Source organism: Clostridium sp. ZBS2, assembly GCF_023845855.1.
Classification (GTDB): domain Bacteria; phylum Bacillota; class Clostridia; order Clostridiales; family Clostridiaceae; genus Clostridium; species Clostridium aquiflavi.
Genome location: NZ_JAMQIF010000010.1, coordinates 411,212 through 423,900, shown reverse-complemented (window position 1 = coordinate 423,900; position 12,689 = coordinate 411,212). Strand labels below are relative to the sequence as shown.

Here is a 12,689-nt window from a genome sequence, read left to right as displayed (position 1 = left end):
GCATTCCTAAGTTCAATTACTTCGCTCACTTTTCTTATGCATATATCAACACTCTGCTAAAACATAGCCTTAAATTAAAGTAAGGAGGAAAACAATATGTCAGGACACTCAAAGTGGCATAATATTCAAGCTAAGAAGGGCAAAACAGATGCAAAAAGAGGTAAAATTTTTACCAAAATAGGTAAAGAATTAATGGTAGCTGTTAAAAATGGTGGACCTAGTCCAGAAATAAACAATAGATTAAGAGATGTTATTGCAAAAGCAAAAGCTGCTAATATGCCTAATGATACTATAACAAGATCAATTAAAAAAGCATCAGGTGAGTTAGGAGAAGTTAATTTTGAAAATATAGTTTATGAAGGTTATGGCCCTAGTGGAGTAGCTGTAATTGTTGAAACACTTACTGATAATAAAAATAGATCAGCTGGTAATGTAAGAAGCGCTTTCACAAAAGGTGGCGGAAACATGGGTACATTAGGATGTGTAGGATTCATGTTCCAAGAAAAAGGCGAACTTGTAATTGAAAGAGCTGATAAAGACGAAGACGAAATGATGATGCTTGCATTAGATGCTGGAGCAGAAGATTTCAACGCTGATGAAGAAGAAGTATTTGTAGTTACAACAACTCCAGAAGATTTTGGAACAGTAAGAGAAGCATTAGAAGCAGCTGGAATTGAGTTCTTAGAAGCTGATGTTAAAATGATTCCAGATACATACACAGCAATTAATGAAGATGATGCTAAGAAGTTCCAAAAGATGTTAGACTTACTTGATGATGATGATGATGTTCAAGAAGTTTACCACAATGCTGAGTTCCCAGAAGGATGGGAAGAATAAAAAGCTAAGTAACATTACATTGAAATAAGAACACCTTTAATATCAATGAGAATTCACATTGATATTAAAGGTGCTTTTTTGCATAAAATTAAGGCTATGTTTTAAATTAAAAAGTAACTTGCTAATGGGGATGGCAAGTTACTCTGAAAATTGAAAGTTATGATTATAAAAGGGGTATTTAATTAGTAATTTCTTTATATTGATTATTATATAGATCAATTGTTACAACATAATGTCAATTTTGTGTAAAAAATAATACTTTTAATTTTAATCTAAAAGCTTAATAGTTCTGATATATATTATAGTGAATTGGTCGATTATTCTAATATTTATATAGGATAGGATAATTTTGAATCTTATGCTTATAATATTAATGACAATCTAGATTCTTAAATTATTATGAAATAAATAGGGTTGCAAAGATTATATGCGATCATATATAAACAAATAATAAATATGATTTCTGAGAAATAAGAAAATAATAGATACTTGTTGAAATAATGTTGATATTTTAGAATAAAATATCAACTATTTACTAAATCTTCTACTAAATTTTTAGCTACTACCATGTTACTACAATCAATTTTATCAGGTCTTGTAAGTAATGACGCACTTTTAAGATATATGCATCCATCTATTATTTTACTAGAATCAACTTCTTGAGTTGGATCTTCTTCATAAATTTCTTCTAAGTTTTCATATTTTGTTAATACTACAATTCGTCTACAAGCATCATCATATTGATCAAATATATTGAAAAAGCTATTGTATGTATCAAAAGATTTTACTGATGTAACTACTTTTAAATATAAATTATATTCTTTAGCAGCATCTAATGCATTAATATAATCTTTATTCATATAAATTTACCCCCTTTTTATTATTTATATTTTTATAAACACATAATATATTATATCATATAGTGTTGATATAATATTATAAACACTATATGAATTATAAATAAAAAATAATTATATGCTGCACCATTATTCTTGCATTGCATTTGGAAAGGGTGCATGACTAAAAAAAATCGACGGCTCTAAAGTCACCTTGACGATTTTGTTCTTGACAAGATTTGCAGGATGAAGAAGTTTACATGATTAATTAACAATTAAAATAATAAATTATTTTTGAAAATCTTGAACTTATTACAAGTTATTAAAAAAAAAGTGGGAAAAAATTTAAAAAACAGTAGTAATTAAAATTAAAATATAGTAAAATGTACAAGATAAAAGATTAAGAATAGCTAAACTAAAAGTTAAGTATTTGTAAGAATTTCTAAAAAACATGCAGATTATAGAATAATTTTGTAGCATTTTTACATATGCTTACTGAAAAAATAAGTATATATTAATTAAACAATAAAGTGTTATTTTTATAGAGAAAGGTTGTGATGTTAGGGTTGGAAAACAAGCTGAAATTATACGGCTTTAACAACCTCACAAAAACACTTAGCTTTAACATCTATGATGTATGCTATGCAAAAAGTGAGCGAGAGCAAAAGGACTATATTGCTTATATTGATGAGCAATACAATTCAGAAAGACTTACAAATATTTTGTGTGATGTAACTGATATGATAGGTGCTCATGTACTTAATATTTCAAAACAAGATTATGATCCTCAAGGAGCAAGTGTAACAATATTAATATCAGAAGAAACACTTGCAGTAAAGGAAATAGATAAATCATGTAATCTTGGACAAATTGATATTTTAAAGACTAGAGATACTGTTGTAGGTCATTTAGATAAAAGTCATGTAACAGTACATACTTATCCAGAATATCACCCAGATAATTCAATTGCTACTTTTCGTGTAGATATTGATGTATCTACTTGTGGAGAAGTTTCTCCATTAAATGCATTAAATTATCTTATTGGAAGCTTTGATTCAGATATTATAACAATTGATTATCGTGTTAGAGGTTTTACTCGAGATGTTGATGGAAAAAAGCTATTTATAGATCATAAGATAACATCAATACAAGATTATATTGATGAAAGCACTTTAAATAAATATGATGCGATGGATATAAATGTATATCAATCAAACATATTTCATACAAAAATGTTAATTAAAGAAATTGAACTTCAAAATTATCTTTTTAATAGGGATGTTTATGAAATCAAGCCAAAACAAAGGCTTGAAATTGAAAACAATTTGCGTAAAGAGATGATAGAGATTTTCAGTGGAACTAATATATATTAATGAGGGGGATTGGAAAATGAAAGATAAGGAATCTCACTCAAAGTCTCCTATTTATGAAGCTTTGATGAAGTATAAAAAAGCAAGAGTTGTACCTTTTGATGTACCAGGACATAAGCAAGGACGAGGAAATCCTATGTTAAAAGAATTTTTAGGCGAACAGTGTCTTTCTGTTGATGTAAATTCAATGAAACCATTGGATAATCTTTGTCATCCAGTATCAGTTATAAAAGAGGCAGAGAAACTTGCAGCTGATGCTTTTGGCGCCAAACATGCTTTTTTTATGGTGAATGGAACTACATCAGCAGTACAAGCAATGGTTATGAGTGTTTGTAAGAGAGGCGAAAAGGTTATAATGCCTCGTAATGTTCATAGAAGTGCTATAAATTCTTTGGTAATTAGTGGTGCTATACCTGTTTATATAAATCCAGGTGTTAATAAAAAATTAGGCATACCTCTTGGGATGTCTGTTGAAGATGTAAAAAGAGCAATTAAAGAAAATCCAGATGCAAAGGCTGTACTTGTAAATAATCCAACTTACTATGGTATTTGTTCTAATTTAAGAGAGATTACTAAATTAGCTCATGAACATGGAATGTATGTTTTAGTAGATGAAGCACATGGAACTCATTTTTATTTTGGAGAAGATATGCCTGTATCAGCAATAGATGCTGGGGCAGATATGGCTGCTGTTAGTATGCATAAGACGGGTGGTTCATTAACACAAAGTTCATTTTTACTTTTAAATTGTGATTTACGTATTGGATATGTAAGACAAATAATTAATTTAACTCAAACAACAAGTGGTTCGTATCTTTTAATGTCATCTTTAGATTTAGCAAGAAGAGATCTTGTGCTTAATGGAAAAGAAATTTTTAATAAGGTAAAAAATATTGCTCAGTATGCTAGAGATGAAATAAACAAAATAGATGGATATTATGCTTTTTCAGAAGAACTTATAGATAATGATACTGTTTTTGATTTTGATAGAACTAAGTTATCTATATTTACTAGGGATATAGGACTTGCTGGTATAGAAGTATACGATATTTTAAGAGATGAATATGGAATACAAATAGAGTTTGGAGATATTGCCAATATACTTGCCATTATATCTGTTGGAGATGGAGCTTTAACCATAGAAAGACTAATCTCAGCATTATCAGAAATCAAGAGGTTACATTCGAAAGATAAAGCAGGTATGTTTGACCATGAATATATAAATCCAGAAGTTATACTTACGCCTCAAGAAGCATTTTATTCTTCAAAAAATTCTATACCTATGAATGAAAGTGTTGGTAAAGTATGCGCTGAATTTGTGATGTGTTATCCACCAGGAATTCCTATTCTTGCGCCAGGTGAAAAAATAACTAAAGAAATTTTAGACTATATAAATTATGCAAAAGAAAAGGGATGTTTTTTAACCGGAACAGAAGATTCAAAAATTGAAAAGATTAATGTAGTGGAGGCAGAATAAATGGAATTATGGTATACAGAAAAGCATACAGAAGATGTAAAATTTTCAATTAGAGTTGATAGAGAATTATATAGTGAACAAAGTGATTTTCAAAGAATTGATATTTTAGAATCAAGGGAATTTGGAAGAATTTTTACATTAGATGGCTTAATGATGGTAACTGAAAAGGATGAATTCATATATCATGATATGATAGTTCATGTTCCTATGGCAACTAATCCTAATATAAAAAATGTTTTGGTTATCGGTGCAGGTGATGGAGGAACTATAAGAGAGCTTACAAGATATAAAACCATAGAAAAAATAGATATGGTTGAAATAGATGAAAGAGTTGTTGAGGTATGTAAAAAGTATTTACCTAAAACAGCATGCAAGCTTGATGAAGAGAGAGTTAATATTGTGTACGAAGATGGTTTAAGATTTGTTCGTAATAAAGAAAATGAATATGATTTGATAATAGTAGATTCAACTGATCCATTTGGACCAGGAGAAGGACTATTTACTAAAGAATTTTATGGGAATTGTTATAAAGCATTAGGTAAAGATGGAATATTAGTTAATCAACATGAAAGTCCATATTATGAATATTATGCAAAATCAATGAAAGATGCCCATGAAAAAATACAAGGATTATTTAAAGTAAACAAAGTTTATCAAGCGCATATCCCAACTTACCCATCAGGACATTGGTTATTTGGATTTGCTTCTAAAAAATATGATCCAATTGAAGATCTTGATGCAGAGTTATGGAATAAATTAGGAATAAAAACAAAATATTATAATACAGATCTTCATGTGGGATGTTTTGCGTTACCTACTTATGTAAAGGAACTACTTAATGAATATAATGAAGATAAGGAATAGAAAAAAATAAAAAGAGAAAACTATATTTACATGAATGAATTGGAGGAATTAAAAATGGGAAGAGCTTTAATTATTGGCGCTGGAGGAGTTGCTAGTGTAGCAATTCATAAGTGTTGTCAAAATTCAGATGTTTTTGAAGAAATATGTATTGCAAGTAGAACATTATCAAAATGTGATGCATTAAAAACTAAATTAGAGGGTGGAAAGACTAAGATACAAACAGCAAAGGTTGATGCTGATAATGTAGATGAACTTATCTCTCTTATAGAAAAGTTTAAACCAGATGTTGTAATAAATCTTGCACTTCCATATCAAGATTTAACTATTATGGATGCATGTTTAGCAACAAAAACTCATTATGTAGATACAGCTAATTATGAGCCACTTGATACAGCTAAATTTGAATATAAATGGCAATGGGCGTATAAAAAGAAATTTGAAGAAGCAGGAATAATAGCTTTACTTGGTAGTGGCTTTGATCCAGGAGTTACAGGCGTATTCAGTGCTTATGCTCAAAAACACTATTTTGATGAAATAAACTATATTGATATTTTAGATGCTAATGCAGGAGATCATGGGTACCCTTTTGCAACTAATTTTAATCCGGAAATTAATATTAGAGAAATTACAGCTAATGGAAGCTATTGGGAAAATGGTAATTGGGTAGAAACAGAACCTCTTGAATTAAAAGAAGTTTATAATTTTCCAGAAATAGGACCAAAGGATATGTATTTATTACACCATGAAGAATTAGAATCTTTAGCTATTAATATTAAAGGAATAAAGAAAATTAGATTTTGGATGACTTTCTCAGAAAAATATATAACTCATTTAAAAGTACTTGAAAATGTTGGTATGACATCTATTGAACCAATTGAATTTGAAGGACAAAAAATAGTTCCATTACAATTTTTAAAAGCTGTTTTACCAGATCCAGCATCATTAGGTCCAAGAACTAAAGGAAAAACTAATATAGGATGTATATTCCAAGGCGTTAAGGATGGAGTAGAAAAAACTTACTATATATATAATGTATGTGATCATGAAGAATGTTATAAGGAAGTTGGATCGCAAGCTATTTCTTATACAACAGGAGTTCCAGCTATGATTGGCGCAAGTATGATATTAAGAGGGTTATGGAATAAACCAGGTGTTCACAATATAGAAGAATTTAATCCAGATCCATTTATGGAGGAATTAAATAAATGGGGATTACCATGGCAAGAAGATTTTAATCCAACTTTAATTAAGTAAGTTATGTTTTAGTAGAGTTTTGATATATTTAAACTTTAGTAATCTTAATTAAGAACAATATAGTTTGTATAGATATACATTTTAAGAATGATGAAGAGATAAATTTTCTTCATCATTCTTAATATAAAAAACAAAATAATATTTGGTTAATTTAATATTATTAAATTCAACTACTTAATCCATCAAAATTTTACTAAAACATAGCGTAAATTTAAAATTAGGAGGGATATATTTTATGAATGATATAGATTTAAATAAATTGCCATCACCATGTTATTTGATTGATGAAAGACTTTTAAAAAAGAATTTAGAAAAACTAGATTATGTTCAAAAGGAGACAGGTGCTAATATTATTCTTGCAACAAAAGCCTTTTCTATGTATTCTACATTCCCTTTAATAGGTAAATACTTAAAAGGGGTTACTTCAAGTTCGCTTTTTGAAGCTAGACTTGGATATGAGGAGATGGGAAGACAAGTACATATATTTTCTCCAGCATACAGAGAAGATGAATTTGATGAAATAATGAAGTATTGTGATCATATAGTATTTAATTCTTTCAATCAATGGAGACTTTATAAGGATAAAGTAAAAAAATATAAGGATAAGAGAATAGAATGTGGAATTCGTATAAATCCAGAGTATTCAGAGATAGAAACAGATATATATAATCCTTGTTTTGAAAATTCCAGAATGGGAGTTACTTTAGAAAATTTTGAACCAGAAGAACTTGAAGGAATAGATGGATTACATTTTCATACTATGTGTGAACAAAATTCAGATACTTTAGCTCGTACCATTAAAGTTGTTGATGAAAAATTCGGTAAGTACATTAAAAATATGAAATGGTTGAATTTTGGTGGTGGACACCATATAACAAGAGAAGATTATGATATTGAGACTCTAATAGAAACAATTTTATATATGAAAAATAAATATGAAATTGATATTTATTTAGAACCTGGTGAAGCAGTAGCTTTAAACAGTGGATTTCTAGTATGTACTATTTTAGATGTAATAAAAAACGGAATGAATATTGCAATAGTAGATACATCAGCAGCTTGCCATATGCCAGATGTACTTGAAATGCCATATAGACCTCATATTATAAATTCAGGTATGCCAAATCAGTATGAACATACATATAGGTTAGGTGCTCCAACTTGTCTTGCAGGAGATATAATAGGAGATTATTCTTTTAAAAAGCCCTTGAAAGTAGGGGATAAGCTAGTGTTTTGTGATATGGCTATTTATTCAATGGTTAAAAATAATACTTTTAATGGAATAAACTTACCTTCAATAGTTAAATATAGTGAAGAAAAAGGAATAGAAGTTATAAAAAAATTTGGATATGAAGATTTTAAATCACGATTATAAAAAAATTAAATTACATTTTATGCTAGAAAGGATTTAGAGAATTATGAATAAGAATGTAGAGACTTTTATAGGATGTGACAATAATTACGATGAATCAAAAATAGTTATTTTTGGAGCACCATTTGATTCAACAACATCATTTAGACCAGGAACAAGATTTGCTAGTAAAGCAATGAGAAGTGAGTCTTTTGGAATTGAAACTTATAGTACATATCAAGATAAGGATTTAGAAGATATATGTGTTTTTGATGGAGGAGATTTAGAACTTAGTTTTGGAAATCCAGAAAATGCATTAAATGATATTGAAAAATTTACATCTAAAATAGTTAATGACAATAAAATACCATGCATGATTGGTGGGGAACATTTAGTAACCTTAGGTGCATTTAAAGCTATAAACAAAAAATATCCTGATGTCCATGTTATACATTTTGATGCTCATGCAGACTTAAGAAATGATTATCTAGGACAAAAATTATCTCATGCAACAGTTATGCATAGAGTGTGGGATATAGTTGGAGATAATAAAATATTTCAATTTGGAATAAGATCAGGAGAAAAACAAGAAATTTATTGGGGAAGAGATCATGTTTTTACGAATAAATTTAATTTTAATCAACTTGCAGAGATTGTTGATAAATTAAAAGGAAAGCCAGTCTATTTTACATTAGATTTAGATGTATTAGATCCATCAGTATTTCCGGGAACAGGAACTCCAGAAGCTGGTGGGGTTACTTTTATGGATTTGTTAAAAGCAATATTAAAGATAAGTAAGTTAAATATTGTAGGAATGGATATAAATGAACTTTGTCCTATATATGATAAAAGTGGAAGTTCAACAGCATTAGCTTGCAAAGTATTAAGAGAATTGTTACTTAGTATATATTAACAAATTTTTAATTTATAGTAACTTAAAATGAAAAAGTGTAGAATAATGAATTTTATTTCGTTAATCTGCACTTTTTTGCTTATGTTTTATATAAAACTTAATGCTTAATTATTATTAAGCTCGTCCTAATTTATTAGCTGTTAAAATAGCAGCATATACATCATAAGGGGTAACTTCAAATGGCATATTGTGAATAGTTTCACCTTCAGCACAGCAAGCTTCGGCAACTCTCATTATATCATCTTTATCAATATTTTTAATTCCCATCTCAGATAAATTAGTTGGAAGACCAAGTGATTTACAGAAGTTTATAACTTCTCTAATTTCTTCAATAGGAGCATTTTCTAATACTAATTGTGTTATTGTACCAAAGGCAACTTTTTCACCATGGTATAAATCATGACATTCTTTTAAAATTGTAAACCCATTATGGATTGCATGTGCAGCAGATAAACCACCACTTTCGAAACCTAAACCACTTAATAATGTGTTTGCCTCTACAATATTTTCAACTGATTTAGTAACAACATTGTTACTAACAGCAAGCTTAGCTTTATATCCTTCTGATAATAATGTTTTGTAACATGAATAAGCAAGAGTTTCAGCAGCAAGAGTTATATGTCCTCCACATAAATTTAAACTATTGGCTCTTTTGCAAGCTCTCACCTCAAAATAAGTTGCTAGTGCATCTCCCATGCCAGAAATTAACAATCTTGAAGGAGCATTAACTATAATTTTTGTATCTACTAATACAACGTCAGGATTTTTCTTTAATAGTAAGTATTTATCAAAAATACCGTTATCTTTATAAATAACAGACAATGCACTACAAGGAGCATCTGTAGAAGCAATAGTTGGAGCTATTACTACAGGAACATCTTCATAATATGCTACAGCTTTAGCAGTGTCTAAAATTTTACCTCCACCTATTCCTATAACAACATTACAATTATTTTCTTTAAATGATTTTTGTAATCTCATTATTTCAGTTTCTGAGCATTCTCCATTAAATATTTCAAATGTTAAATTTTCATCGCTATTAGAAAAACTATTCTTTATAGTATTAGATACCCTCTTCATTCCAGAGGTACTAATGATTACAAAAAAGTTATCTCCTAAATTATTAGTGTGTGTTGCTATATTTTCAAGTTCGCCATTTCCTTGAACATATTTACCTGGTGAAATGATAATATTTGCCATGATTATCCCTCCTAAAATATATAAAATAATATAACTCTAGTATAGCATATATAATTCAGAATATGGTTTATGTTACAAATTTTAATAATTTAAAAAGTATTGTGTATATACTTTCAACTTATTTCTTTTTAGTTTAGTGCGTTTTTTGTGATTATTTATAGAAAGTTATATAATAAATTTAGTATAATATCATTATTAAAACGATTGAAAAGGTGAATAAAATTAATGAGAAAATTTAAAAGAGTATATATAGAAATAACTAATATTTGCAATTTAGAATGCAATTTTTGCCCCAAGACAAGTAGAAAATTAAAATTTATGGATGAGGAATCTTTTGAACATGTTTTAAAATCTGTAAAACCATATAGTGATTATGTTTATTTTCATTTAATGGGTGAGCCATTTTTAAATTCTAATCTTGAAAAGTTTTTAGATTTAAGTAATAAGTATAAAATAAAAGCTAATATTACTACAAATGGAACATTAATAAATGATGTGAAGGATATATTGATTAAATCACCAGCATTAAGACAAGTAAATATTTCACTTCATAGTTTTGAAGCTAATAATAAGGAAATAAAATTTGAAGAATATATAGAAAATATAGTAAGTTTTTGTGAAGAAGCTACAGAAAAAAGTAATATAATTTGTTCATTAAGATTGTGGAATTTAGATACAAGATATAAAGCAAGTAATGATATGAATATAGACATATATAGTGTTCTTGAAGAAATATTTAAATTAGACTATAACTTAAAAGATATATTAAGGGAAAAAAATAGTGTTAAACTTTCTAAAAATGTATATTTAAGCATGGGGGAAAAATTTAAATGGCCATCAATTAATAGTGAAGAGTTAGGAGAAAGAGCTTTTTGCTATGGATTAAGAGATCAAATAGGGATATTAGTAGATGGAACAGTTGTACCATGCTGTCTAGATAGCGAAGGTAATATACCACTTGGCAATATATTCAAAAGTGATTTAGAAGAAATTTTAAATTCTAAACGAGCTAGAGATATGTATGATGGTTTTTCAAGAAGAGTTGCAGTAGAAGAGTTGTGTAAAAAGTGTGGATTTATAAATAGAGTAAGATAATATACAAGGAATTTGTGCTTTTAATATGTTGTTTATATGTGCATAAGCAAAGTGCACCAAACAATTACTAAAATAGTAATAATGTGAATAAATATGATAAATTTGGTCAATGCTTCTAGTAAGGAGTGATGAATATGAAATACAACAAGAAAAAGTTATCTGTTATATGTATTTTAATGTTAGCAATTATATTTTCTTTAACTTATTATTTAGTAGATAAATCTGTTAATAATAAAAATTTACTTCAAACTTCACAAGAAAAAGTTAATACAGATGTTGAGATAAATAAACTAGAAGATAGTGTTAAGGTAGCGCTATTTGCTGGTGATAAAAAAGAGAGTGATATGACTGTTGCTCAAATAAAACAACAGTTAAACATAGATGGTGATCTAACTAAAGAGGAATTAATAAAAATATTAAAAAATAGTGGGTATGCGTTAGATCTTACATCCAATAGTCAAATTATGTTTAAGAGAGATACTTCAAATGCATTAGAACCTAATAAATATTACATTGGTGAAAAAGATGGATATTTAGCTATATATCAGACAGATGAAAAAGGGAATGCATCTATAAAAAATAGTGAAGATGTTTTTTTAGATAATAAACCAATAGAAAATTTACGTGATGTAGATAAGTCTAAAATAAAGAATTTTGAACTTAAATACAATACAAAAGATGAAGCCGAAGAAAGTGTATCTGAATTAATATCATAATGTTTATGTTTTAAAGAGTTATGCCGTTGTTGAATTTATATTAGCAATAGTATAACTTTTTTGATTGTATTTTTAATTGAAAGATTTCTTATAAAATGGTAAAGTATAAGTTAGGTTTCAAAGTCGTCTTGACGATTTTTTTATTTAAAACTATAGGGGGATTGTTTTGGATGTATGAATATATAAAAGGTGAATATATGGGAATAAATAAAGATTATATCGTTGTTGAAAATAATGGAATAGGATATAAGATATTTACTTCAGGTGCAACTATGTCTTCAATGCCATGCTGTGGTGAAAAAATAAAATTATATATTGAACAAATTGTAAGAGAAGACTTTATAGGATTATATGGTTTTGAATCTTTAGAAGAATTAGATATGTTTAAACTATTACTTAGTATAAATGGTGTTGGAGCTAAGGCTGCTTTATCATTATTATCTATAAGTCGTTTAAATAATTTAAAATATGCAATAATTACTGGTGATGAAAAACATCTTTGCAGAGGTGTTGGGATAGGAAAAAAGACTGCAGCTAGAATTATACTAGAATTAAAAGATAAGTTGAAACCAGATGAGTTATTGAATTGTATAGATGAATTTGATGATGTAACTGTAGATAATTCACTTGCTATTTCAGAAGCATTGAGTGCGTTAATTTCTTTAGGATATACAGAAAAAGAAGCGGAAAAAGCTCTTAAAGAAGTGGATAAATCTGAAAGTGTTGAAAATATAATAAAAAGTGCATTAGTTAAGTTAATGGGTTAAAATAAAGTA

The 12,689-nt window shown here is 28.1% G+C and carries 12 protein-coding genes; 10 read left to right on the top strand and 2 right to left on the bottom strand.

Annotation, left to right across the window (positions count from 1 at the left end; translation table 11 throughout):
• Nucleotides 1-96 precede the first annotated feature (96 nt).
• Nucleotides 97-837, top strand: coding sequence for a YebC/PmpR family DNA-binding transcriptional regulator (locus NG918_RS08290; RefSeq protein ID WP_252212511.1), 741 nt, complete (start codon nucleotides 97-99; stop codon nucleotides 835-837).
• A 524-nt stretch (nucleotides 838-1,361) separates the two neighbouring features.
• Here NG918_RS08290 and NG918_RS08285 read toward each other — a convergent pair.
• Nucleotides 1,362-1,697: a hypothetical protein gene (locus tag NG918_RS08285; protein WP_252212510.1), complete on the bottom strand. Its 336-nt coding sequence runs from the start codon at nucleotides 1,695-1,697 to the stop codon at nucleotides 1,362-1,364.
• Between the two features lie 530 nt (nucleotides 1,698-2,227).
• On the opposite strand from NG918_RS08285, the gene speD reads away from it, so the two are divergent.
• The 6 genes from speD (at nucleotide 2,228) to speB (ending at nucleotide 8,902) form a co-directional block, all read left to right on the top strand.
• Nucleotides 2,228-3,046, top strand: coding sequence for an adenosylmethionine decarboxylase (gene speD / locus NG918_RS08280; protein WP_252212509.1), 819 nt, complete (start codon nucleotides 2,228-2,230; stop codon nucleotides 3,044-3,046).
• Between the two features lie 16 nt (nucleotides 3,047-3,062).
• On the top strand, nucleotides 3,063-4,520 hold the full coding sequence (locus tag NG918_RS08275) for an aminotransferase class I/II-fold pyridoxal phosphate-dependent enzyme (protein ID WP_252225569.1): 1,458 nt from the start codon (nucleotides 3,063-3,065) through the stop codon (nucleotides 4,518-4,520).
• Nucleotides 4,521-5,384 carry a polyamine aminopropyltransferase gene (speE, locus tag NG918_RS08270; RefSeq protein ID WP_252225568.1) on the top strand — a complete coding sequence of 288 codons (864 nt, stop codon included), beginning with the start codon at nucleotides 4,521-4,523 and terminating at the stop codon, nucleotides 5,382-5,384.
• 54 nt (nucleotides 5,385-5,438) lie between these two features.
• A complete protein-coding gene (locus NG918_RS08265) occupies nucleotides 5,439-6,638 on the top strand; it encodes a saccharopine dehydrogenase family protein (protein ID WP_252212506.1) in 1,200 nt (399 codons plus the stop codon).
• A gap of 235 nt (nucleotides 6,639-6,873) precedes the next feature.
• Nucleotides 6,874-8,013, top strand: coding sequence for a carboxynorspermidine decarboxylase (nspC, locus tag NG918_RS08260; protein ID WP_252212505.1), 1,140 nt, complete (start codon nucleotides 6,874-6,876; stop codon nucleotides 8,011-8,013).
• Between the two features lie 43 nt (nucleotides 8,014-8,056).
• On the top strand, nucleotides 8,057-8,902 hold the full coding sequence (gene speB, locus NG918_RS08255; RefSeq protein ID WP_252212504.1) for an agmatinase: 846 nt from the start codon (nucleotides 8,057-8,059) through the stop codon (nucleotides 8,900-8,902).
• A 114-nt stretch (nucleotides 8,903-9,016) separates the two neighbouring features.
• Here speB and NG918_RS08250 read toward each other — a convergent pair whose 3' ends face one another.
• Complete coding sequence (locus NG918_RS08250; RefSeq protein WP_252212503.1) at nucleotides 9,017-10,102, bottom strand: glycerol dehydrogenase; 1,086 nt, start codon at nucleotides 10,100-10,102, stop codon at nucleotides 9,017-9,019.
• Nucleotides 10,103-10,327: 225 nt separating this feature from the next.
• Between NG918_RS08250 and NG918_RS08245 the strand changes: the two genes are divergently transcribed.
• The 3 genes from NG918_RS08245 (at nucleotide 10,328) to ruvA (ending at nucleotide 12,680) form a co-directional block, all read left to right on the top strand.
• Nucleotides 10,328-11,197 (top strand): radical SAM/SPASM domain-containing protein, encoded by an 870-nt coding sequence (locus NG918_RS08245; RefSeq protein ID WP_252225567.1) that lies wholly within the window; start codon nucleotides 10,328-10,330, stop codon nucleotides 11,195-11,197.
• 134 nt (nucleotides 11,198-11,331) lie between these two features.
• The gene (locus tag NG918_RS08240; RefSeq protein WP_012424791.1) at nucleotides 11,332-11,913 is read left to right on the top strand and encodes a hypothetical protein; all 582 of its coding nucleotides are present in this window, start codon (nucleotides 11,332-11,334) and stop codon (nucleotides 11,911-11,913) included.
• A gap of 170 nt (nucleotides 11,914-12,083) precedes the next feature.
• Complete coding sequence (ruvA, locus tag NG918_RS08235; protein WP_252212500.1) at nucleotides 12,084-12,680, top strand: Holliday junction branch migration protein RuvA; 597 nt, start codon at nucleotides 12,084-12,086, stop codon at nucleotides 12,678-12,680.
• The last annotated feature ends 9 nt before the right edge of the window (nucleotides 12,681-12,689 follow it).

What these genes read in the sequence shown, in the direction of transcription:
- NG918_RS08290 (WP_252212511.1), top strand. Translation starts at nt 97, where the DNA reads ATGTCAGGACACTCAAAGTGGCATAATATTCAAGCTAAGAAGGGCAAA.
- NG918_RS08285 (WP_252212510.1), bottom strand. Translation starts at nt 1,697, where the DNA reads ATGAATAAAGATTATATTAATGCATTAGATGCTGCTAAAGAATATAAT.
- NG918_RS08275 (WP_252225569.1), top strand. Translation starts at nt 3,063, where the DNA reads ATGAAAGATAAGGAATCTCACTCAAAGTCTCCTATTTATGAAGCTTTG.
- speE (WP_252225568.1), top strand. Translation starts at nt 4,521, where the DNA reads ATGGAATTATGGTATACAGAAAAGCATACAGAAGATGTAAAATTTTCA.
- NG918_RS08265 (WP_252212506.1), top strand. Translation starts at nt 5,439, where the DNA reads ATGGGAAGAGCTTTAATTATTGGCGCTGGAGGAGTTGCTAGTGTAGCA.
- nspC (WP_252212505.1), top strand. Translation starts at nt 6,874, where the DNA reads ATGAATGATATAGATTTAAATAAATTGCCATCACCATGTTATTTGATT.
- speB (WP_252212504.1), top strand. Translation starts at nt 8,057, where the DNA reads ATGAATAAGAATGTAGAGACTTTTATAGGATGTGACAATAATTACGAT.
- NG918_RS08250 (WP_252212503.1), bottom strand. Translation starts at nt 10,102, where the DNA reads ATGGCAAATATTATCATTTCACCAGGTAAATATGTTCAAGGAAATGGC.
- NG918_RS08245 (WP_252225567.1), top strand. Translation starts at nt 10,328, where the DNA reads ATGAGAAAATTTAAAAGAGTATATATAGAAATAACTAATATTTGCAAT.
- NG918_RS08240 (WP_012424791.1), top strand. Translation starts at nt 11,332, where the DNA reads ATGAAATACAACAAGAAAAAGTTATCTGTTATATGTATTTTAATGTTA.
- ruvA (WP_252212500.1), top strand. Translation starts at nt 12,084, where the DNA reads ATGTATGAATATATAAAAGGTGAATATATGGGAATAAATAAAGATTAT.